The sequence below is a fragment of the Flavobacterium sp. ov086 genome, assembly GCF_900187965.1.
In the GTDB taxonomy this organism is placed as follows: domain Bacteria; phylum Bacteroidota; class Bacteroidia; order Flavobacteriales; family Flavobacteriaceae; genus Flavobacterium.
Genome location: NZ_FZNL01000020.1, coordinates 65,855 through 89,048 on the forward strand (window position 1 = coordinate 65,855; position 23,194 = coordinate 89,048).

The following is a 23,194-nucleotide window of genomic DNA, read 5'->3' on the forward strand; positions in this document are numbered from 1 at the left end:
TTTTAAAGACTGGCTATCTGGCATATAAAAAGGCAAAGGCGGTTATTGTATTTTGTGAGGTTTGACTGCGCTGATAAGACGATCAATAATCAGATACATACTTGGTACTACAAAAAGGGTCAGTACCATAGAGCTGCTAAGTCCTCCGATGATTACCCAGGCCATTCCATTTTTGATTTCAGAGCCCGATCCGCTGGCAATGGCAATAGGGAGCATCCCAAGAATCATCGCCAGGGTGGTCATAAGGATAGGACGGAGCCTTTCTTTTCCGGCCTCCAGCAGGGCCTCCTGTACCGTATGGCCTTCGCTTCTGAGATGGTTGGTAAAATCTACGATCAGGATCGCATTTTTAGATACCAGTCCCAAGAGCATGATCATTCCAATGATGGTAAAAATGTTCAGGGTCTCCATGGTCAGTGCCAGGGCGAGAAGCGCCCCTACTAATGCAACTGGTATGGAGAAGAGCACTACAAAAGGGTACACGGCATTTTCATATAGCGCGACCATGATCAGGTATACCAAAATGATGGCTGTGAGCAGTGCCAGACCAAGGCTTCCAAAGGCTTCTCCCTGGTTTTTGGCATCACCCAGATATTGTATGGTAATCCCTGCAGGGGCTTTAATAGAGGCTGTTTTATCCTTGATTTCACTAGTTACGGTTCCAGTGGGGCGTCCGGCAACATTGGCCTGTACGGTAATGGAGTTCAGACGGTCGATACGCTGTAGTGTGGTCTCTCCAAGGGTTTCGCCAACAGTGGCAAATTGCCCCAAGAGTATCGTTTGTCCATGATCGTTGACAAGAGGCATATTGCGAAGACTGCTGATATCGGCACGATTGGACTCATCCAGGCTTACTCGAATATCATATTCATTACCATTTTGGCGAAAAAGACTTTGGTCATTACCGCTGAAGGCATTTTGCAGGACAAGGCCCACTTGTGAGCTGTTCAGCCCTAAAAGGCTCATTTTTTCCCTGTCCAATTTGATGTCTACCTCGGGTTTTGGGTCTTTTACCGAGAGTTTGACAAACTGGGTTCCGGGCACTTCTGTGACCGCTTTACGATATTGTTCGGCAATCTTTCGCACTTCTTTAATATCGGTGCCTTTGATGGCAATCTGTACAGGGGCGCTGTTGACATTACCGGTTATGGAAATGGCAGAGGCCGTTATTTTTACGCCCGGGAGTACCCGGCTGAGTTTTTGCTGCATGGCGATACCAAAGTCCTCGGAGGAAATCGATCGTTGTTTCTTATCGACCAGGGTTGTGGTTATCTCGGCAAGATTGGCATTAGAGGCCGCCCCTGAAACACTGCCACTGACAAACCCGATACTGGAAAAGGCTTGTTTTACCTCAGGTTGTGCCAAGAGAATGGCTTCTGCTTTTTGGGTCATCATGTTGGTCTGGTATATCGAAGCTGTGGGGTCAAGTTCAAGGTTGATCACCAGATCACCCTGATCTGTGGCCGGTATGAAGGCTCCCCCGATAAATCCGGCAGGTACCAAAGCGATACTGCCTATAATTAGAAGAATAGTACCTGAGAGCAGCCACCTTTTTTTACCCAGTACCCATTTTAGGGCCTTGCCGTATTCTTCTTTAAGGCTTTCGATAAAGTATTCAAAATTCATATTAATACTACCCCAGAGACTGTCATTGTTAAGCTCTTCCACACGGCCGAAACGGCTGGCTAAAAGCGGTGTTATGGTGAAAGACACAAAAAGGCTCATAAGGGTGGAGATTACCACCACCAATGAGAATTCCCTAAGTATGGATCCGATCATTCCACCGGCCAGGGAAAGAGGCAAAAATACCACTACGTCCACCAGAGTAATGGCCAGGGCTGTAAAACCAATCTCATTACGGCCTTCAAGGGCTGCGGTTCGTTTGTCGCTTCCCATCTCAAGATGGCGGTAGATATTCTCGAGCACCACTATGGAGTCATCCACAAGGATTCCCACCACCAGAGACATGGCCATAAGGGTCATCATATTGAGAGAGAACCCTAGGAGATACATGGCAATAAAGGTAGGGATGATGGAGGCAGGGAGTGCCACTAGTATAAAAAGCGAACTTCTAAGGCTGTGCAGAAATGCGAGCATAACAATTCCAACAATAAAAACGGCGAGCATAAGATCGTGTATTACTGCGTCGGCCGAGCTCAGGGTATAGATGCTTTGATCCGAAGAAATAGTGAATTTCAGCTTTCGCTCCTTATATTGGTCTTCAATGCCGGCAAGTGCTTTTTTAACCTCGCGGCTCACATCAACGGCATTAGCATCGGTTTGTTTTATAATCTGTACCCCAATGGAAGGTGTGCCGTTGATATGGTTTATAGCGGTGGTTTTTTTGGCAGCATCTGTTACCTCGGCAATATCAGAGAGCAGTATGGTGCTGCCTTGTTTGGTGGTGGACACCGATACGCTGCGGAGCTGTTCAAGGGATTGCAGGTTGGCATCATAGCGTATGGATACCTGGCGTTTGGCCGTTTCGATATTTCCGGCAGGGAAGGAGAGGTTGGCGTTTTTTATGGCCTGGGTAATTTGCGAGAGCGACAGCCCGTAGTACTGGAGTTTTTGCATATTGATATGCACTTGTATCTCGCGCTTATCTCCTCCGATTATAATTACCTGTCCCACACCGGGTACATTTTGCAGGATGGGTCTTAGTTGGTTGTCAACAAATTCATAGAGTTCGCGCGGGGGCATACCAGCGGTTACTCCTGCTTTAATAACGGGAGTTTCCTCTAAGTTGACTTTGTTGACCTGAGGTCTTTCCGATATGGCAGGAAGGTCATTAATGGCTTGGTCTGCCTTACGCTGCACGGCGCGTTCGGCCTGATTGAGATCAGTTCCACTTTTAAACTGCAGGGTGATCTGTGATACGCTTTCCTGTGAGGTAGAATTCATTTGATTCAGACCTTCCACTGCGGCGAAGGCATCCTCTAATTTTTTAGTCACGGAGGTCTGTACCTCAGAGGCAGATGCCCCAGGATAGATTGTACTGACCGATACGGTTGGGACTTCAATTTTAGGGAGCAGGTTATAGTTTAGGTTCAGATAGCATTGCAGCCCGAAAAGCACCAGTACGGTGAAGATTACAATGAGCAGCAAAGGCCGTTTTATGGCAATTTCAGTTATAGACATAATTTTTAATTATTTGATAGGATCACGGGTGTTCTGTTTTGTAGATTGATCTGACCTGAGGTGACTACCTTCTGTCCGGGACTTAAACCTTCAAGTACTGCAATACGGCCATTGTATTGAGCTCCAACCTTGATGGGGCGTAAAATTGCCCTGCCTTGTTCGATGATATACACCGAGGCATCAGTGGTAGATTCCAGAAGCGCTTCACGGGGTATCAGCAGGGCGGTTTGAGGTTTGTTATTAGAGAAATTTATTTTTACAAAAGTACCTGATCTAAGGGGGGCTTCTTTGCTATTCTCAGCGGTAATCTCCACGGCATAGCTGTGCGCTGCGTCGGCCTGCGGGTTGATATAGGATACTTTACCCAGCCATTGTTTATCGGGATATACCTCTGTTTGAAGTGTAGCTGTTTGTCCTTCTTTGATCTGGTATACTTCTGATTCGCTCAAGCTTACCGTTACTTTGATTCGCGATAGGTTTACAATGGTGGCTACCTGAGTTCCTGAGGTCACAAAGACACCTTCTTCTACAGGTCTTGAAGAAATTGTCCCGCTAATTGGGGCTTTTATGGCAGCATCTGAAATCTGGCGCTCCAGTTGTGAGGAGCGGTTGATGGCCTCGGTGTAATTCTGGCGTATTTCTTCCACTTTTTCCCTGGTGGCAGCATTTCCTTCAAGGAGTTCACTGTAGGTCTGCAGATCACGTTTGAGTTTGGCGGCACTGGACTGTGATTTTTGAAGATCCAATTGCAGGAGTCTTGTATCAATGCGTCCCAATAGCTGTCCCTGTTGTACCTGTGTTCCGAGTTCAAAATTTAGTTTTAGAACATTTCCGCTGGCTGTAGCCAGTGCTGTAGCCTGTTTATAAGGAGCGAGTTCTCCTGTTTTTAGAAGGGTGCTCTGAAGGGTTTCCCGGACAACGGTGGCTGCTGTAACAGGGATAGCAGTAGGTTTTGCAGCTATAGGGCTGTTGCGTTTATCGATAGTATTCTTGTTGGAGGCGAGCCTGAAAACAATCAGGACAATAAGTCCTAATACGACTAAGGCAATAATTGATTTTTTCTTCATGGTGTTTAAAGTGAATTGTAAAAATTTTGCAATGTACCGGCTGCTTTCTCAAGATCGATGCGTGCCAGATAATAGTTATAGAGGGAACTCAGATAGGTGAGCTGGGATTGCTTGAGTGCATTTTGAGTAGTGATCCAATCGGTAAGGTCTGTGGTTCCTTTTTGAAACTGTAGGTCTGTCACCCCTAAAACCGACTGGGCAAGGGTAACATTACGCTGATCATTCTCGACATTGGCCTGTGCTTGCTGGAGTTTTGTTTGGGCATTATTGAATTCCATTTTGTACTGGTCGTGAATAAGTTTTAGATTTTCTTCCGAGTTCAGGCGCTGGATATCCGCCTGACGGTATCGGGCGCTTCGTTTATAGAAATCCAGGGTCTGGATGGTCAGTTTAAGACCTACGGCTGAGAAAGGATTCAACTCATTGTAAGATTGTTTAAGGTCATCTCCAAATCCCACAGCGCCATAACGAGCGTAGGCCGTAAGGGTTGGAAGCGCCTCGGCTCTGATGGTTTTTTGTTTTATTTCTTTGAGTCGGACATCAAGTTCCGCCAGGCGGTAATCTGTGCGTTCAGGAGCTGAGAATTCCCCTTTATATTCCAGTGCCAGATGTCCCGGGACAACGGTATCCACCTGAAGGGGTGTGCTGAGGGGGTATCCCATCTCGAATTTTAGTTCATTATGAGCCAGTTCGAGATTGCTTTGGGCTACTCTTTTCTGAGACAGGCTGTTGTTGTAATCCACCTGTATTTTATCGAGGTCTTTTTGCAGTGTTACGCCTTTGCTTACCCTGAGCCTTAGGATATCAATCTGTTTTTGATAGGTGTCGAGATTGTATTGTATAAGTTCAAGCTGCTGGCGGTAGATAAAGATATCGAGATAGGCAGTGGTGATATTGTATATAATGGATTCGCGTGACTGCTGGGCATTAAGCTCGGCCTGCTGGCGGTTGTATTTATTGGCTCTGAGGCCTGTAAGCATTGACTGGTTGTAGATGACCTGATCGAGCTGGGCGGTGGCATTGGTACTGTATTGCTTGGAAAGACTCACCCTTAAGTCCTTATCGCCAAATATCCCCGCAGGGATTATGGTTTGTTGGAGTTTGAGGTTGTCATCGAGTGTTGAACTCAGGCTCACCCGTGGCAGATAGTCTGCAAGCGCTTCACGGGCTCTGGCATCGGCGGCAATTTTCTCGTTGGCATAAATGGTATTGTTGTGGTTGTGTACAAGTCCATATTCAATGGACTGTTTTAGGTTCCAGGAATCCTGTGCTGAGATATTCCAACTCAGGAAAATCAGAAGGGCAGTATAGATAATTTTGCTCATAAAAAATAGTACTCTTGTCATTATGGCGACCAAAATACCTGTTTTAATAAGGCTTATTTAAGTTATTATACTAAATCCCCCTGTTCTTATACCAACTTGTTTTCCCTGCTGATATTAAAAAAGCAGGTTGTTCAAAAAAATAGAAGAGAGATAATTGAAAGAGAATTAAAATTCTGGATAAAAAAGGTTTTATTGATAGAATGAGCTATTGTTTTTTGCATCAACTGACATTGTTGTTTCATTAAAAAAGGGACTCTGTGGAGTCCCTTAAAAGAAATATTGTTGTAATAGAAAGGTATAGATTTCAGGAATAAATCCTGTTTTTTATAATAGGGAAACTCAAAAGAAAGAACCGTTTGTCCTTATTCTAAAAAGAGCCAGTATGGAAGTAGATTTTTTCTGACCTCACGGAGTCTGCGCTGGGCAGGATTCAGGTTTTTGGTGATTAGGTAAAAAAGGTCGGTTAACAGTAGTTTGCTTTCGAATATATATCCGTGAGAGTTAGATGCTTCTATATTTGAAGCCTCTATTGTATCGATATCAGGATCCACAAATATGTCTTTTCCAATCTGTCCCAGTCTAAGGCGACCGCGTCTTCCCCAGCTTGAAACGCCCAAGGCATAGTCGTGATCTGAAGCATAAATTGTTCTTCTGAGTCCGATATTTTTAAATTCGGGAAGAATGGTATTGCGGAATTCTTCCTGATCAATATCTGATGCCCCGAGAATAAGCTGGTGGATTTTATCAAGGTGTTCCTGCATGGAAGCATCGCGCTGAAGTGAGTTGAGCGAGAGCGTAGTGACAAGGGTCCCCATGCTATGGGCTATGATATGAAGCTGTTCCAATTCGGTATTAAGCATAATATTTCGCAGAAATTCTTCCAAGGCAGGAGAACTGCTTCTGGCTTTTGCTTCGTCGCTAAAATAATCTGGGATATTGGCCCCTGAAGGCCAACTGAAAAATCCTGAAAGTCCATCAAAGGGAAGATCCCATGCCAATTGGGCGGTTCTTCTGGCAGCATCTTCAAAGGAATTGTTGTAGCCGTGGATAAAGAGCAATGCACTTTTCTCCGGGGTCTTTTTAAGAGCTGTATTAAATTGCGCCAGAAAATCAATTCTTTCGATGGGCAAGATACTTTTTATGGTGACATGTTTGGCATCATTCTCAGGAAGATTCCATAGGATAATACGCGTGGGACGTTCCAATTCCCCCTGAACATGTCCTTTGGGAATACTGACCTCACATTGGCCAAACTCAAGTTGGCTGGTTTGTGTTCCATAATTCTGTTTCTGATCTGTTTTATTGAGTGCATTTCTGTTAGTTCCGTAGAAAAGGGTGATTTTTCCACCCTGCTCTTGTTTTGAAGGGAAAGCTTTTATTTCAGTTGCTATGTTATGGTTGTACTCTGTATATTTCCAATTTTCCTCTACAACGGGCATAAGGTCATAGATTCTCTGTAGCCTTGTGCCGAATTGCTTCTCTATGGTGTTTAATTCTCTTGCTGTGAGTGTCTGAATTTCTTTGTCATGCTGGAAAACAGGAACTTCAATATCTTTTAAACTGCTTTCCTTTATCCAGTTTACGACAATTTTTACTGTGGTTTGATCTGTAATTTCTCTGGTGGCTACAAATCCAATCCTATCAATTTTCTGATCTTCCACTCCAAAGATTCTGTCCATTGGCAGGATATTCTTGCTTTGTATAATGGCTTTGGCGAGGTCTTTTATCTGGTTGGTATTGCCATCTGGTTTTGCCTGGGCTACTTGAATGACCATGTCATTTTTTGACTGGGACATAGTGTCTACTAATGCATCCCATTTGAATATAATTTCACTGCTTTGATCTAAATTTATGGTTTGTTTAAACTCTGTTTCTTTTAACTGTATGGCATAATAGTGTCCGTTAGGACGCTCAAGAGGTATTAAGGACTGGCTCATAATTGGCTTGATTAGTAAAGTTTGAAAAGTACTAAATTAGGGAAAAATCTGATGCCTTTTAATTATTTTAATGTCTGAGAAAAGTTCAGATGCCTGAAAAAAAAAGCGCCGATTTTCAGCTGAAAATCGGCGCTTTTATGATTTGAAGCCTCAACATTCAATTGGCTGTGAGCAGAGTGTTTTAAGATTCACAAAAAATCCTCTTTGTGGAGTCATTCCTTCACGAAATAGTTTCCACAAGAGTGATGCTCCCATACAGGCGAGTGTAGCATTGATAAACAAATCCTGTTTTTCAAGTGCCTCGGCAAGGGAACAACTTGGTTCACTGTGGTCGTTTTGTCCTTGTAAGAGTTCATAAAATTCCTCAGTTATCATAGGCAGATTTGCTACTGTGTTGTACAATTTGGAAGAGGGCTGTTTGATATCGTTTATGGTGGCAAGCAGAGCCTGACCCGTATTTTGGCTGTTGCCCATATCAAGCCAATAAAGGGATTTACTGCGCTGAAAGGTATCAGCATCCTTAATTTTTTCGAGTATCTGAGCGATCTCAAAACGTGCCGATATGGTATCCACACAGCTGATGTACAGGTTTGCCCTGCCTTTATTGGGTAAGGCTTCTATATTTTGAGTGTTAAACTGCTCAGAGACGGCTTTCCATGAAGTTCCGAAAAAGCGATTGATTCGGTTGATGAGTGCCACGGATTTATAAAGCCCGAGTTCGGTATCGGCAAAGAGCTGTCTGCCCTGATTGGCAGGGGTTACTACATCATCATCGTATAGGCAGAGGTGCAGACCAGTATGCCCAAGGGCTATAAGGCTGTGATTCATTCGGGCAAGTTCTGTGAGCATTCGGCTTCCCGTACCACCAGCCCCAATTAGGTTTATTGTTATGGGATTGGTCGGGTTTATCAGGTAATTATCAGCAAAATGCATGGATTGGAGCGTGTTCATGCTAAGATTTTTTGGAGGGTTAAACCATTTTTTAAAAGAGATTTTACAGGGAACTGTTTTTTACTGTTTATGAGTTTCTGCCACAGGGCAATAATATTTCCCTTTACAGGACTTTTCTGCTCAATAAGGTGGCTGAAATAACTCTTAAAGAAATACTTCTGCCAAAGCTCTATAAAGCTTTCTAAATGAGTATCGGGTTCGATATTTATTTTTACCGTTCCCATGCAGACTTTCCCATCCTTGTAAAGATTGAAAAATGGGGCATGGCAAAGGGGAGTTTCTTCGCTGATATCCTTATCGAAATCCATTGCATAAACCCAAAGGGCATTTTTGGAGGCTTTCCACAAGAGGGGCGGAATGGACGCTTTACCGTTTGGAATCCCGAGGTTTTCTACAAAAAATAAGTCGACCTTTTGGGCGGGAGTAAACCAAATGACAAAGCCATTAGGGTCTGTGTTTATATAAATAACATTTTTAGGAAGCAGACCTTTTGGTTTTAAAAAATTCCGCTTTAATTCCTGTGCCGTATCAAGGGATTTGGCTAGTGTGGTACTTTCCCGAAGCGAGAGCGGATGTGCATTTACGGGGTAGCCGTTTTTGTCCATGTCATAGCTTTCGACATAGATATTCTTGTCTGTGTTTTCCTGATACACCACAAAGGCTTTTACAGGATGGTATAGTTTTCCAAAATCAGGGGTTATGTCTTTCATGGGATTTGGTTTAAAAGGGTACAGAGGTCATTTATCAGCGGGAATATTTTATATTCAAAATCAAGTCCTTCCTGGCAGGGCTTGTTTTCATTATCATAGACCTGAAACAGTAGAGGCTGCTGCATCTGGGAGCATTCATTGAACTCGTCGTTTACAGCCCTTTCGATGTTGTCGTAAAGCAGTCCCTGATTATCGGCTATAAAGGAAATATATTGCTCTGCCCTTATGATGCCCTGATCCTCTTCAAACTCTTCATTGGAGGTGTTTTGAAAGATGTTTGCATCGGGATACTGCTCAAAAAGGGCGAATGCTTTTTTGGCGATTCTCAGACATTCCTGCCCAAAATCATTACTTAAAGCAAAGCTTTCGATACGATCTTTAAAATGATTCAAATTATAAAGGTTGTATATTTTTCTAAAGATGATATCTCCATAGTAGGAGGCTCTGTTTAATTCCTGTTGCATGGTTGTGAGTTCTTCTTTTTCCTCTTCTTCCCACTCATCAAAAAACCAATCTTCGATACACTCATAATGATACCCCAAGGCGGTGTAGTCCTCCATATAATAGGGGATTCCTGCTATGTGGTACAGATAGGCAAAAACAGACAGAAGGAGCTGGACACTCTGCTTTTGCTTTTTGTCCTGCAAGAGCCTGTACAGGGGCAGGACAGGGATATAATACAGGGTGTTTCCGGTATGGTAAACTGTTTTCCCTGCGAGTCTGACTCTCCCATCATCGTCCTGCACGATGGAGAGTTCGATGTCCTGCCCTGACGTCCCTAGTTTATTCTGAGCGTAATGATGCGCCAAAAGCACATTATAGGGATAGGGCTTGTTTACTGCTTCCAAACTATTGAGATTGTGCAGTTCTGTTAAGATGTCAAAGGATTCAAAAAAGCTTTTTTCTGCGGTTTTCTTATCAGGGAAAGCTGTACCCCGTTCAAAAAGAGGCAAAAAAGACTGTCTTAGAAAACCATCGGCAGAAGTTCCAAGGGAACTGACTTTGCTTTGTTTGCCTGCACTTGCTCTGCATCGGGCAATCTGTCCATTTCTTTTACGAATTTTCCCAACTGTTGATATAATTTCCATTGTCTTTTGTTTTTGGGCAGAATGATACTGCCTGTTATGGCTTTATTTTTCATGGTTTTATCCTTTAGTTCCAATCTGCAGAACGAACTTATACTGCAGGGCATCATCAGCAATTACAGGTCCTTCAATAGAGGCTGTTGTAAGGATTGGATAGGTCTGAGCATAAAAATTCAGTACCGCCTCGGGGCTGAATGTTTCTGAGGGGTCGGCAAGCTCTATGTCCTGCTGTTTGTCTTTAAAAGAGAAAACTCTTTTCAGAGGTGTTGTAATTAACATGGTTCTTCTTTTTTAGGTTCATTGAATAAATCAGGGGCGAACTGATTGGAAAGTTCCATTCTGCGTTCCCGAATCAGCTGTGCATATTCGGGATATGCTTCCACGGTAGGCACTTTCATCCAAGCCTCACGGTGTTTTCCTTCGGCTTCAAGTTCGTCCACTTTTTTCATGGCTTCTTCGTACTTTTTCTGCTTGTCGGAGATTTGTTTGTCTTCTTTGCCCAAGGTTTCTTTGTGCATCTGTGAAGAAGCTTTGGCAGATTCTTTTTGTTTTAGGAACTGCTCCATATTGGTAAAGAGCTGTGCGGTTTCTCTAACAGGCTCAACGATAGTTCCAAAGAATCCTGCATCGAGTTCCTGAGCCGTTCCACGGAGCAGGATAGGAGGCACTTTTTTGCGGGCATCGTCCCCGACTTTTGGGTTGTGGAAGAGTACCGATACAATTAATGTATCGGTGTCTTGCTTTGCTATGCTTATTGTCCAGTCCCCTGCAACTCCAAGGGCTAGGATGGATTTAAAAAAATTGGTTTCCATGATGTCTTATTTCTTTAGTTTACTTTAACTTCAAGTCAATTCTCAAACACGCTACAATAGATATTGTAACAGTACTCTTCAAAGCAGAGCCAACACATAAAGGTGTAATGCGGGCTTTCATAACGGTTTGTAACTGGCTCTCCAAAGGAATCTTCCAAGTCTTTTCGAATATCTTCCAAATCATCAAGATGTTTGATGTAAAAGGCTTTACAATCAGAGTGATAGATGAACTCACTTATCATTCCACTTACACAGCCACCTTGTTGTAAGTCTTCCAAGAAAGATTTTAACTGCGCTTTCTTTTTGCCGTTGTAACCCTCCATATTGTTTAGAATTATTTCGTTAAAGACCTGACTTACTTCGTAGTCTCGGTAGGCTGATTTTTCAAAGGCTTTCATACTGATAATTTTTTGGCGTTTATAATTTTTTAAAATGAACAAAGGCATTAAAACGGCAGATCGTCGGGGTCTTCCATTGTTTTTTGCTGTGTGGTACTGCTTTGAGTATTCTCAGCATCCTGTACTTTTTTGGCAAAGACCAAAATCTTTAGATTATTGATGTGAAAGGTCAAAGTCCCCAAAGCTCTGCCATCAGACGAAGCGTAGACACTCAGACCAATACGCCCGAAAAGCTGAACGAGCGCCCCTTTTTTTAGCCACTGAGCCGATTTGGCATTTAGCCAATACGAACAATCGATATAGGTTACAATTTCTTTATACTCACTGCTTCCTTTGGGTTTGTAAGAGTCATTGATGGCAATGGAGAAATTAACTACCTGTTTGTCATTGGCTACTTTATGCACGGTGGCATCTTTTGTAATACGTCCTGTGATTTCCATGATTTTAAAATTTAATGATTACTACTTTTGAATTTCTTTTCTCCTGCCCCGCAAAAATTATTTTCAAAAGAAAAAACGGAAAAAAAGAAAGCAAGAACCAAGTGGCCGGCTAGAGGATACGCAGTGCTATAAGTCCCGAAGGGTGGGCAGGCGAAGCGGACCATTATGCGCACGGAGCATCCGGCGGTCACTATCTTGGCTGCCTTTTTATGCCGTTTCGAATGAAAATTTTAATGCTTTATTTAGATCTTAAACCGTAGAAAATGGATCTGTTTTTAACAACACCTAACAGAGGTGCTGTCGATTTGAGATGAACTGTAACGAGAAGAAATTCTCTGAGGGTTATTAGGCTATTTGCTTAGGATGCCATAGCAGATAACGTTTTATCAGAGCGGTATAAAAGGGAAGTATAAAACCTATTTTATAAGAGCGTAGTAGATTTATTTTTATTAATTTTACTGGTAACACAGAAACAAACCATACGATGGATAAGACTATAAAACTCAGGGTAAAAAAAGAAATGGATAATGGTAATGAGTTTAAGGTATTGAAACTAAAAGGTAGTCTAATCAGTAAAGGCTACACTGAAATTATCCACATTGCCGATGAGAATGAAGATTTTTATCTCAATTCCTTTTTGACTTCCCCTGACCATAAAAAAGATGCTGAGGACTTTGTACTGGATTATATTTCAATGCATAATTTAAGCGATTCCATTACATTAATTGACGGTATTGGTAAATGATTAGAATATAACAGGCATCAATTATAAAAAAAGTCTCCAAGGATAAATTGGAGACTTTTTTATTGAATAGTAAGCTGTATGATTATTGCGTTACAGTAAATCGGAATGCCTGTCCAAGCCTAACAGGGAACTTATCAATTATTAATGCAGGTTCTGCCTCAACGATATAGGTAATTGGAGGATAAAGTGCAGGATTTGGATTTCTAGGGAATGCAAAATATGGAATTGTAGAATACCACTGGAGATTTGTAATTGCCTGACTTATTGAAAGTGGTGGTGTAGAGGACATTGCCTGACCGGATTGAAGCCGGAATTCGGGTAAAAAACCCTGTAATGGAGCTCTGTTTCCTAAATTATCGATTAGGTAATAATAAAGGATAACCTGAGCGGAGTTTCCTGTGTTAGCCGGAATTGAAATAGAACCCGTTACGGTCATAAATCTTTGACTTGGCGGAATATGTGGATGGGTAGTACTATTCATGTGCTGTACATTGGTTAAATAAAGGTTTAATCCAATGTTAATATCACTTTGATTGATGTTATTGCGGTTTTCAGCTATTGGATTGTTTGTCATTGGAATATTGGAAAAGGAGGGTTTCATTACAAATGCCTGTCTGACAACTCCACCAAAAATGGAATAGCTTATCCAGCCAAAACCACTATTTCCCCAAGAAGGGCCATAGGAATTAACGAACTTAAATGCACTTCGGCTATCATCGTAACCCACAATAAGGATAGCATGACCCATTTGTGGATTAAAACTTCCAATGGTTTGCCAGAGGTATGGATTGGGCCGATTTGGTTGATACCCACCACTAAGGTAATTAACATCAGAAATGGCACTTGCAATAACCGGATGTGAATTTGCAAGTTGATCCTTTACGTCATTGAGAAGATCTTGTTTTTCGCCTAAGCGAACATAGCGTTCAATTTTGAAATTATTGGCTTGCTCTTTAGCTTCCTGGGTAGGTTGGTGTAGGACATTCGAGGCAGAATACTGCATGCGATCGAGGGTACAGACTCCTTGGTTTTTTAAAAGTTCAAGCGCATCAATGTAATTACTGCCAAGATCCACGCCTTTGTTTATTTGATTGTAGACGAAACTTGGCGAGAACAAATTGCTGTAGTTTAATTCTCCGGAGCTATTGGTGTAATTCCAACTAGCATTTGATTTTTTAGCATAGTAGGCTTGAGCACCATAGGCTATAGCCCATGCCACGCATGAATTTTGCCTGCCCTGTTCTCCCACAGGAGGGAGGTACTGTGTTAAATCAACAGCCGGCGGTAAATTAGCAGCTGCCATTTGGGGTAAATTCCCTGCAATTCCACTATAAACCTGGTTGTCAATAATAATTGAACCGGTAAATAGTTCCTGTCCATAAGACTGACAGAAGCAAAGGATCAGTAAGAAGATTTTCATTATTGGCTTCATTATTTTTATTTTAGGGTGAAATTAATTAATGTCAATTCTTTCTAAAGTAGAAATATTTTGTCCTAATTGTACATTAGAATCTAAAGCAATTTGTGAGGTGTTTGTAGGTGCGTTAAAGTTCTTGAGTTCAGGCTTGTAAAAGTTTTATATGCAGCTTGTTTGAGCTAAATTACATTTTTTTATCTTACAAAAATAGTATTGTTTAAACTCTTTACCAGATTTTGATAAAGCTTGCCTTTTAGTTCGTTTCTGGTGAAAATGAATTCTCAATGAATCCTGTAAATTTTGTTATCTTTTATTTAATATTGTTGTGTAAACAAAATTGTTTATTTTTGCAATATGAAAACGACACTTGAAATACTCAAAGGAATACATCCTGGTTTTGTTCTGGAGCGAGAACTAGAGAAACGTCATTTGCGCAAAGGGCAGTTTGCAATTTCCATGGGCGAATTTCCACAAACACTCACGGCCATTACCAAGGGCAAACGCAGGATGAATACACCACTGGCGATGAAGATCGAGAAGTTACTCGGAATAGAGGAAGGGTACTTTATGGTCCTGCAGGTGTATTATGATATTGAGCAAGAGAAGCAGAAAGAAAACAAGCAAAAAAATAAGTACAATCCAAAACCTGATTTGACAAAACTCAGAAAAGTGCTGTTTTGGGATACGGATATACAGAAGATAGATTGGGAAAAACAAAAAAAAGCGGTAATCAAAAGAGTCTTTGAACGCGGAAATGAAGAAGAAAAAAAAGAGATTACGCACTTTTATGGCTTAGATACCGTTACTACTATTTTAAGTTCATAAAGTAAATTCAAGAAACAAGTTCAAGAACCAAAAACAAAAAGCAATGCCCCTACATTTTAATACTGTTACCCCACTTTTAAAGACCATTTTAGAAGATCTCATGCAAGCCGATGAATTTAAGGATTTCCGTTTGGTGGGAGGCACTGCGCTGAGCTTGTATTACGGGCACAGGATGTCGGTGGATATTGATTTGTTCAGTGATGCGGAGTATGGAAGCCTGGATTTTAAGGCAATAGATGATTATTTAAGAGCGCATTATTTCTATGTGGACAGTATGGACATTGCTCCAATTGGTATGGGAAAATCGTATTATGTAGGAAGAAGTGCCGATGAGAGTGTGAAACTGGATTTGTATTATACAGATCCTTTTATTGACCAGGTGCAAGAATTCAGTGGACTAAGACTAGCGAGCAAGGCGGAAATTACAGCTATGAAACTTGATGTGATACAGCGAACCGGAAGAAAAAAAGACTTCTGGGACATCGACAGGCTAAAGGATGATTTTACCATCACTGAAATGTTTGCCCTGCATGCAAAAAGATATCCTTATACGCATGAGAGGGAACTCCTAAAAGAAAAATTCACGGACTTTAACCAGGCCGATGAAGACTTTGAACCAATGTGCCTCAGGGGAAGACACTGGGAACTTATCAAAGTAGATATGATTGATTTTAAAAATACACTTTAATTTTTTTTTGAACTTAGCTTTTATTTTGTTTATTGTTTCCATTAATAAAATTCATTTTTTCTATTTAAAGCTAAGTATATGATTCTTATTATTGAAATATATTAATACTAATCCCAATAAATAGAGGTGTTAAATGGTGTTTTATATTTGGTTAATATGAGTATATTCGTTAATTACCTTAAATTGACCTTCAAATAAAGTTTCAACTTCACAATCTTCAATCATTTTTCCATGCCAGTATTCCTCGGCAAGTTTGGCATATTCCGTTACATTCAAAGTTTCCAAAATTATAAGCGAACCATTTCCAGTGTGAGTTTTTGAATTATTAAGCAGATCAACTTCAATAATTTTTTTTTGCTTTTTTGGATAAAGTTTTGTCCACCATTTTTCTAAATCTTGAAGTTCAGATAACCATAAACAACTTTTTCTTGAAGGTAAACGCGGGAAATTTTCCTGTCTATAATTTTCAAATATTTCTTCCCTAATCCATTTTAAATATTGCTGTAAATTTTCTTCCATTTGCTCTGTCAATTGCCGATACACAGAACTTTTTTTAATATATTGATCTAATAAAACTGTTGAATCTCTATTAAAGAGTAATTCTGCTTCAGTGGATTTTATTTGCTCTTTAGCATATTTAAATAAATCAATTTTATTACCATTAAGCTGTGCTCCGGTAGAGGTAACTAAATCATTATAGAATGAGTTGCAATTTTCATCTGTGATGTTTATTATGTCACCTTTATTCCAAATGGTGTTTGTTCCATTTAAGTTTTGAATATGGAAATATCTTTTTTTTGTCATTTTAAATTTTCTCTGCACAAATTTACATTTATCGGTCAAGAATCCTAAGTGATTTACAACTTATAAAAAACAAGAAAAATAAATGAAGTAAAAATCGATTTATTTTCTCTTTAGAGTATTATTTGATTGAAGTGTCTTTAGCAGATAAGATGATTTGACGGATTTTTAAACAGATTAGATATTAATTAAAGAAGTTGATTTGTTTTTAGTTTTATAGCTTTGAGTAACTGTTCTAGAAACAGCATTACCTGATCCAGAAGTGTTGAGACAAATTCTTGTTGAATATCAATGATATAATACTTGTTTTCAAAGTCATTAAACGTAATACTTTTTTCATGTCTAAATTGTTCGAACTGCTTTTGATCAGCAATACAATTCTGATGACAAACTACGTTTCTAACAGTATACCTATTGATAATTGGTGTAAATAATCTTTCAATATACGGACGTTCTTCCTCTAAGAAAGGTAATAGTGAAGACCAATATTTTAAAATAACAGAATTAGATTTAACAATAATTTCTAAATTAAAACTTTCTTGCAATTTTTCGCATACTAGTTTAAGCTTGTTTTCGAAAAAACTAAATATTCCTGAAATTTGATTATAAGTCAAAATTCTATTGAGTTCGCTCATAGTGTGTTCTTCAATTCCATATAGATGACCTAAGTATGCCTCTAAGTCATTTTCATCCATGTTGCCATTTTCTTGCTTTGTTGCTTTAATTTTATTCAATAACTCCTGGTGGATCAATTCATAGCTTTCATTTTGCATAGAAATCATTTTTCTAGAGGCATCCAATCCTATTGAGATTTCAAAATCTATGTAAAATAGATCTGACCATTTTGTAATGTTGTTTAAATCAAAGGACATTTTTTTTTTAGCTGGCATAAGGTGTTAGATTTAATATGTTTTTAGATTCAATAATTGATTACAAAAAAACAATTTAGAAAGACTTTTTTATAGTTCTATTTTTTTACAGCTAAGTTATGTGAAATAGACCAATAATAAATTGATATAAAAGTTAGTCTATTTTTTTTTCCTAATAATCAAATGTGACATACTGGAGGAGTCTAAGAGTTTTTCTATTTCACAATGTTTAATTTCTTCAATGTCAATTTTTATCTGTAAATAGTTTTGCCCTATAATCGAATTGTCAATGGTTCTTATTTTTGGAATCTCTATGTAGTTTTCAATTTCTTTTTTCAGGGCTTTATGATCATTGATTATTTCTGAATGAAATGTTTTTAGTTCTATTTTACAATCAGGATCATCTGCTACCATACCTACAAATTCACCTGAACTCAGTGCCGCAATTTTTGAAGCAGGTACTGCGGATTCGAGTTGTTTGGAACGACTAATGGAAGTGTCAGCACTATTGATTGACAGGCTTTCCCGATCCTGCATAATCTTGCCAAATCGTTCTGAGAGTTGTTTGGCTGTATCACCTGTAACTTGTCCAGAGATAATATTTCCGGTTATATTAAGTATAACATCAGCCTGTTCGCGGCCATAGTCTTTCTTAAGCTGACTAAAGTCCTGAATCCCTAAACATGTGGCAACTTTATTGCTTCTGGCTGTGGCAATTAAACTATCCATGTTATTTAAATAAATAGTTGGAAATTCATCAAAGATCAAACTGCTTTTTAGTCTTTCTTTTTGGTTGACCTGTTTAATCAAACGAGATATATACAAAGATAATACAGCTCCATAGGTTTGGATCTTTAGAGGATTGTTTCCCATGCAGACAATTTTAGGTTCCATAGGATTATTAATATCCAGAGTAAAGTCATTTCCAGAGAGCACATAATAGAGTTGAGGGGAAGAAAGTCTTGCCATGGAGATCTTAGCCGATGCGATCTGACCCTCTAGTTGCTCCATCACATTATTTAGGTATGCGGGTGGAGAGATGGCATTAGATGCAATGGGCAGCGCCGCAGGGAAAATATATCAAAGCATGTCATCGTCATCTGTAAACTCTCCTTATTTTAAAGAGAATGGAAACTATATGAATGATAAACTCAAAGGTAATTCAAAATAAATTAAAGAATCTTGATCATGTTTACCAAAATGAAAAATATAGATACTGCTTTTCGCTATGTAAGAGGCTTTACAATGTTGGTTATTGTTGGTTGTATTATAATCTGTTGTTACACATTGTACAAAAGTTTTACTACTGTTACCCTGATGCAGGACAAGGTTTATATTTTGGCCAATGGAAAAGTCTTAGAGGCTTATTCTTCAGACAGAAAAGATAATGTACCAGTAGAAGCAAGAGATCATGTAAAGACCTTTCACAGCTATTTCTTTACGCTCGATCCTGACGATAAAGTAATCAAAGCAAACATTACTAAAGCGCTTTATCTGGCTGATGATAGTGCAAAACACATTTATGATGATCTCAAAGAAAATGGATATTACTCTGGAATCATTTCAGGGAATATCAGTCAGACTATTGCCATTGACAGTATTCAAATTGATGTCAATGAATATCCATACCGTTTTAAATGTTTTGCCAAACAAAAAATTATTCGCAGTACCAGCATTGTAAAACGTAGTCTGATTACTGAAGGTAATTTAAGAAATGTATCAAGGAGTGATAATAACCCACACGGATTTTTGATAGAACGCTACAAAACGTTGGAAAATAAAGATCTGAGTATTGATAATCGAAAATGATGTGGCCTTTATTTAAAAAGTACGAAAGAATTCAGGTCAGTAATAAGTATTACCTGTTGCTTGAGGATAAATGGGCTAAAAAGATGAGTAGTCTAACTTCAGGTTTGTCAAGAAAAAAAATGGTTTTTGTATTGATTGGATTTGTAGTTCTTAGTAGCAGTAGCAATATTTATATTATTTACAGAGGATTTAATTCCGGTATTTCTGATTCGATAGATAGTGTATCAATTTCTAAGCCTACTAAGGTAAACAGGCAATTAAGAAGCAATGTTCTCAAATCATTTCCTATTTCTAAAAAGGAATATGAAATAATTACTCATTTCAGATCGTATTTGGACAGTCTTGAGAAAAGTTCTTCCGGAAAGAGATCATACGATAGTATTAAATTGGTTCATCCTGGTCTTGTAGAGAGTCTTGCCTTTATTGAAAATTATTATAAGTCTAATGTAAAAGATTAATGTCATGGAGAAAAAAACAATTACACTCAAAGATTTAAAAAAACGTAAAATGTTGCTGGTTCTGCCAGTTTTAATTTTACCATTTGTAACTATGCTGTTCTGGAGTCTTGGTGGAGGAAAAAGCACAACTGAAAGTTTTGAATTAAAAGAGAAAAGAGGATTCAATATTGTACTTCCTAACCCGAAATTTAAAGAAGATACTACTTTGGATAAGATGAGTTACTATGACCAGGCAGCTATGGATTCTATAAAATTGATAGAGCAAATTAAAAAAGACCCTAATTACTCAAACAATGCATTTCTCGATGATTCATTATCTATAAAGGAACAAGAGTTAGAACCTAAAAATCATAGAAAAGGTAAAGTTGGCCTTAATATGGATTCTTACAAAGACAGAAATGAAGAAAAGGTTTATCTTAAATTAAAAGCCCTTCAAAAAGCTATTAGTCAACCTGTATCTGCCGTTAATCAAGATCAGGATATGCGAGAATTTGAAAATTATGGTTCTTCAAATATTGAATCCGCTGACATGAAAAAATTAGAACAGATGATGTCAGTAATGAATGAACCTCAGGAGCCCGACCCTGAACTCAAACAATTAGGAGGGATGCTAGAGAATATACTAGATATTCAGCATCCAGCACGTATGCAGGAGAAACTAAGGCAATCTTCTAAAGATAAAAAAGGAAAAGTTTTCACAGTAGACAACAAAGTAAAGCAAGAGCATTTTAACTCCTTAGATGTTTCTAATGAAAATTATTCACTTGACTCAAAAAATAATTCCTTTTTTTCTTTGGACCAAGAAATTGTATCTGATGAGATGCAAAATGCACTAGAAGCTGTGGTCCATGAAACACAATCTATTGTAAACGGTTCCATTGTCAAGCTTCGACTCTGTAATGAAATTTTTATAAATGGAGTACTGATCCCAAGGAATAGTTTTGTATTTGGAATAGCTTCTTTAAAAGGAGAAAGATTAGAAATAAAAATAAATAATATAAAATTTAAGAGTTCAATTTTTCCTGTAGAACTAACAGTTTATGATATGGATGGAATAGATGGAATTTATATCCCAGGCGCCATCAGCAGAGATGTTGCAAAAGCTTCAGTGGATCGCTCTATGCAAAGTTTAGGTATAGCAAGTCTGGATAATTCTTGGGGAGCACAAGCTGCAGGAATGGGAGTTGAAGCAGCTAAAAGCCTAATGAGTAAAAAAGTAAAACTTATAAAGGTTGTTGTTAAAGCAGGATATCAAGTACTGCTTTACGATGAGAAAGAAAAGAATGCTAAATAACACAAAGAAATATAAAAGATGAAAAATATAAAGACATGGTTTACCGTAGGGATTTTGATAATTACCTTTTCAGGGTATGCTCAGCTTGGAGCAAAATCGGAATCAAACAATTTACAATTAAGTTATTCTAAAACAACAAGTATTGTCTTTCCATATGCTATTAAAAGCGTGGATAGGGGAAGTCAGGACGTTTTAATTCAAAAAGCTAAAGGTGTTGAAAATATTTTGCTTCTAAAAGCGGGTAAACAAAATTTCACACAAACCAATCTTACAGTTGTTACTGCCGATGGGAAACTTTATGGTTTTGTGCTGAATTATGATGAATTGTGTCCGATTTTAAATCTTGTAGCCGATAAGGCACATGGATATGATCAAGATGTATTGTTTTCTTCTGATAATGAAAATCAAGAAAAAATGGAGCAATATGCATCTTTGGCCTTGTCAAAAAAGAAAAAGGTAACGGGTTTAAAATCAAATAGATTTTCTATTAAACTTCAGGTTAGTGGTATATTCATACATCAGGACGTCATGTATTTTAGAATTTTGTTAGGGAATAATTCAAGGATTAATTATGATCTGGATCAACTGCGCTTTTTTATTCGTGACCAAAAAAAGTCCAAACGTACAGCATCGCAAGAAATTGAAATAATTCCATTGTTTACCACTTCTAACATAACTAAAATTTCTGATGAATCGGAGGTAAGTGTTGTTTTTGCATTACCCAAGTTTACTATTCCGGAGAAAAAATATTTTGCCTTGCAGTTAATCGAAAAAAATGGAGGAAGGCATGTTGAATTGGATATAAAAAACAATGACTTAAAGAATTTGGAAATATTAATGAGTTTATAAAGAAGTAATAATTTAAATAAAGGATATCATGGAAGAGAAAAATGTAGACTATTTAAAAGATCAGTTGAAATTCACTGGATTTGGTGATGGACTGGAAAATAATTTGAGAGAGAATATGCTCAAAGGAGAAACTGAGTTTAAGTTAAATCATCAAATAAAACACGGGAATGATTCTGTTACAACGACATTAAATTTTAAGAAATCAGATCAGAGCGACATGTATTTTTTTAATTCCTATAAGATGAACCTTCAAAAAGAAGGGTCTAAAGAAGGTTTTGCACAAACTTTTTATATCAATAGGGATAATAATATTACAGCCAAGGAAGCCTATAATCTTATGGATGGACGATCTGTTAATAAAGATCTCAAAACAAAAGAAGGAGAAGTATATAATTCTTGGATTAAAATGAATTTTAAGGAGGCCGCTGATACTAATGGAAATTTTAAATTGAATCATTATCATCAGAATTATGGCTATGATTTAGAAGCGGGTCTTGCTAAACATTCCATAAAAGAATTGGACAATCCAAAATATAAAGAAGATCTAATGAACTCTCTTAAAAAAGGGAATATTCAATCGGTGACTTTTGTGGTTGATGGTGTTGAAAAAAAACAATTTGTCGAGGCTAATCCTCATTTTAAAACCATTAATGTTTATGATGGAGCCATGCAAAGAATCAATAATCGTGAAAGTAAAAATCAAAAGCAAAGTGAGGCTGAAGGTAAATCAGTAAATAAAGAAGTAAAGCAGAACCAGAATGCTGATTCTGAATCTTCAGAAGGTGCAGAGCAGAAAAATAAGAAAAGACAAAAGCAAGGTAATTCAATTTAGCTACTTTATGGATAATTTAAAACCCTTATCAGCTTTTTTCTTAGCCATTGAGAAAGATTTTCGAATCAGTACAACGCATATTGCAATATATGTAGCCTTACTGCAATTTCGTATTGATAAGGGTTTTATAAATCCAATACAAGCATATAGTGACGAAATTAAAAACATAGCTAAGATATATTCTCCAAAGACCTATCGTAAATGCGTACGCGAATTAAGTGATTATGGTTATATCAGATACGAACCTTCGTATAAGAAGACACAAGGAAGTAAAATCCATTTTCTAGACTAGTAACTGCAGAAAGAAAGATGTAATTTAAAAATAGCAGTATGAAACAATTTACATTTGAAGATCTTCCTGATATGATTACAAAATTATATACTAAAATGGACAAGATTGAAAAGTTATTGAAGGAAAGAAAAAAAAGAAAGTCAGAAATAGACCAAGAGCTGTTAACCATTGAAGGTGCAGCTGGTCTTTTAAAATTGTCCGTTGCAACAATATATTCAAAGGTTTGTAGAAATGAGATTCCGGTGAACAAACAAGGCAAACGCCTTTATTTTTATCGCACAGAGTTACTGGACTGGATTAAATTGGGTCGCATCAAAACTACTTCTGAAATTCAGCATGAAGTCGAGGTAAATTTTAAATCAAAGAAATCATCCACGTAAATTAAACGCCAGATTTTATATTTTAACATTATAAAGACGTCACCCAAAAGTGACGTCTTTTTTGATTTG

24 protein-coding genes are annotated in these 23,194 nt (G+C 38.3%); 9 read left to right on the forward strand and 15 right to left on the reverse strand.

The genetic code is table 11. The features are described from left to right. Positions 1-42: 42 nt before the first annotated feature. From CHB81_RS19715 to CHB81_RS19765, 11 genes are all read right to left on the reverse strand, one after another. Complete coding sequence (locus CHB81_RS19715; protein ID WP_089353555.1) at positions 43-3,141, reverse strand: efflux RND transporter permease subunit; 3,099 nt, start codon at positions 3,139-3,141, stop codon at positions 43-45. Between the two features lie 5 nt (positions 3,142-3,146). Beyond that, positions 3,147-4,208 carry an efflux RND transporter periplasmic adaptor subunit gene (locus CHB81_RS19720; protein ID WP_089353556.1) on the reverse strand — a complete coding sequence of 354 codons (1,062 nt, stop codon included), beginning with the start codon at positions 4,206-4,208 and terminating at the stop codon, positions 3,147-3,149. Positions 4,209-4,213: 5 nt separating this feature from the next. Continuing rightward, positions 4,214-5,533, reverse strand: coding sequence for a TolC family protein (locus CHB81_RS19725; protein ID WP_089353557.1), 1,320 nt, complete (start codon positions 5,531-5,533; stop codon positions 4,214-4,216). 362 nt (positions 5,534-5,895) lie between these two features. Next, on the reverse strand, positions 5,896-7,470 hold the full coding sequence (locus tag CHB81_RS19730) for an alpha/beta hydrolase (protein ID WP_089353558.1): 1,575 nt from the start codon (positions 7,468-7,470) through the stop codon (positions 5,896-5,898). Between the two features lie 150 nt (positions 7,471-7,620). Beyond that, on the reverse strand, positions 7,621-8,421 hold the full coding sequence (locus tag CHB81_RS19735) for a PRTRC system ThiF family protein (RefSeq protein ID WP_089353559.1): 801 nt from the start codon (positions 8,419-8,421) through the stop codon (positions 7,621-7,623). Further along, positions 8,418-9,131, reverse strand: a complete 714-nt coding sequence (locus CHB81_RS19740; protein WP_089353560.1) for a PRTRC system protein B — start codon at positions 9,129-9,131, stop codon at positions 8,418-8,420. The genes CHB81_RS19735 and CHB81_RS19740 overlap by 4 nt, the downstream gene beginning before the upstream one ends. Then, the gene (locus CHB81_RS19745; protein ID WP_089353561.1) at positions 9,128-10,219 is read right to left on the reverse strand and encodes a hypothetical protein; all 1,092 of its coding nucleotides are present in this window, start codon (positions 10,217-10,219) and stop codon (positions 9,128-9,130) included. The genes CHB81_RS19740 and CHB81_RS19745 overlap by 4 nt, the downstream gene beginning before the upstream one ends. A 57-nt stretch (positions 10,220-10,276) precedes the next feature. Continuing rightward, positions 10,277-10,495, reverse strand: a complete 219-nt coding sequence (locus CHB81_RS19750) for a PRTRC system protein C (RefSeq protein ID WP_089353562.1) — start codon at positions 10,493-10,495, stop codon at positions 10,277-10,279. Continuing rightward, a complete protein-coding gene (locus CHB81_RS19755; RefSeq protein ID WP_089353563.1) occupies positions 10,489-11,028 on the reverse strand; it encodes a prtrc system protein e in 540 nt (179 codons plus the stop codon). Before CHB81_RS19755 ends, CHB81_RS19750 begins: the two co-directional genes overlap by 7 nt. 35 nt (positions 11,029-11,063) lie before the next feature. After that, positions 11,064-11,426, reverse strand: a complete 363-nt coding sequence (locus CHB81_RS19760; RefSeq protein ID WP_089353614.1) for a hypothetical protein — start codon at positions 11,424-11,426, stop codon at positions 11,064-11,066. Between the two features lie 47 nt (positions 11,427-11,473). Further along, on the reverse strand, positions 11,474-11,866 hold the full coding sequence (locus CHB81_RS19765; protein ID WP_089353564.1) for a single-stranded DNA-binding protein: 393 nt from the start codon (positions 11,864-11,866) through the stop codon (positions 11,474-11,476). Between the two features lie 484 nt (positions 11,867-12,350). On the opposite strand from CHB81_RS19765, the gene CHB81_RS19770 reads away from it, so the two are divergent. Next, the gene (locus CHB81_RS19770) at positions 12,351-12,611 is read left to right on the forward strand and encodes a hypothetical protein (protein WP_089353565.1); all 261 of its coding nucleotides are present in this window, start codon (positions 12,351-12,353) and stop codon (positions 12,609-12,611) included. Positions 12,612-12,693: 82 nt separating this feature from the next. Here CHB81_RS19770 and CHB81_RS19775 read toward each other — a convergent pair whose 3' ends face one another. Then, a complete protein-coding gene (locus CHB81_RS19775; RefSeq protein WP_176427556.1) occupies positions 12,694-13,914 on the reverse strand; it encodes a C1 family peptidase in 1,221 nt (406 codons plus the stop codon). Positions 13,915-14,382: 468 nt separating this feature from the next. Here CHB81_RS19775 and CHB81_RS19780 point away from each other — a divergent pair, with 468 nt between their 5' ends. Together CHB81_RS19780 and CHB81_RS19785 are read left to right on the forward strand one after the other, a co-directional pair. Next, positions 14,383-14,853 (forward strand): plasmid maintenance system antidote protein, encoded by a 471-nt coding sequence (locus CHB81_RS19780; RefSeq protein ID WP_089353567.1) that lies wholly within the window; start codon positions 14,383-14,385, stop codon positions 14,851-14,853. 43 nt (positions 14,854-14,896) lie between these two features. Further along, a complete protein-coding gene (locus tag CHB81_RS19785; protein WP_089353568.1) occupies positions 14,897-15,541 on the forward strand; it encodes a nucleotidyl transferase AbiEii/AbiGii toxin family protein in 645 nt (214 codons plus the stop codon). A gap of 141 nt (positions 15,542-15,682) precedes the next feature. On the opposite strand, the gene CHB81_RS19790 is transcribed toward CHB81_RS19785, so the two are convergent. The 3 genes from CHB81_RS19790 to CHB81_RS19800 all read right to left on the reverse strand — a co-directional run bounded on the left by CHB81_RS19790 (position 15,683) and on the right by CHB81_RS19800 (position 18,222). Next, positions 15,683-16,345: a DUF2441 domain-containing protein gene (locus CHB81_RS19790; protein ID WP_089353569.1), complete on the reverse strand. Its 663-nt coding sequence runs from the start codon at positions 16,343-16,345 to the stop codon at positions 15,683-15,685. 185 nt (positions 16,346-16,530) lie between these two features. Continuing rightward, positions 16,531-17,232, reverse strand: a complete 702-nt coding sequence (locus tag CHB81_RS19795) for a hypothetical protein (protein ID WP_089353570.1) — start codon at positions 17,230-17,232, stop codon at positions 16,531-16,533. 138 nt (positions 17,233-17,370) lie between these two features. Further along, a complete protein-coding gene (locus CHB81_RS19800) occupies positions 17,371-18,222 on the reverse strand; it encodes a TraM recognition domain-containing protein (RefSeq protein ID WP_089353571.1) in 852 nt (283 codons plus the stop codon). Positions 18,223-18,411: 189 nt separating this feature from the next. Here CHB81_RS19800 and traK point away from each other — a divergent pair, with 189 nt between their 5' ends. From traK to CHB81_RS19835, 6 genes are all read left to right on the forward strand, one after another. Then, positions 18,412-19,020 (forward strand): conjugative transposon protein TraK, encoded by a 609-nt coding sequence (gene traK / locus CHB81_RS19805; RefSeq protein ID WP_254921181.1) that lies wholly within the window; start codon positions 18,412-18,414, stop codon positions 19,018-19,020. Between the two features lie 83 nt (positions 19,021-19,103). Then, a complete protein-coding gene (locus CHB81_RS19810) occupies positions 19,104-19,478 on the forward strand; it encodes a hypothetical protein (protein ID WP_132022476.1) in 375 nt (124 codons plus the stop codon). Between the two features lie 4 nt (positions 19,479-19,482). Beyond that, the gene (traM, locus tag CHB81_RS19815) at positions 19,483-20,772 is read left to right on the forward strand and encodes a conjugative transposon protein TraM (RefSeq protein WP_089353574.1); all 1,290 of its coding nucleotides are present in this window, start codon (positions 19,483-19,485) and stop codon (positions 20,770-20,772) included. Positions 20,773-20,790: 18 nt separating this feature from the next. Next, a complete protein-coding gene (gene traN / locus CHB81_RS19820) occupies positions 20,791-21,621 on the forward strand; it encodes a conjugative transposon protein TraN (protein WP_089353575.1) in 831 nt (276 codons plus the stop codon). Positions 21,622-21,649: 28 nt separating this feature from the next. Further along, entirely contained in the window at positions 21,650-22,453 is an 804-nt protein-coding gene (locus tag CHB81_RS19825; protein ID WP_089353576.1) for a hypothetical protein, read from the forward strand. A 330-nt stretch (positions 22,454-22,783) separates the two neighbouring features. Beyond that, complete coding sequence (locus tag CHB81_RS19835; protein ID WP_089353578.1) at positions 22,784-23,125, forward strand: helix-turn-helix domain-containing protein; 342 nt, start codon at positions 22,784-22,786, stop codon at positions 23,123-23,125. The last annotated feature ends 69 nt before the right edge of the window (positions 23,126-23,194 follow it).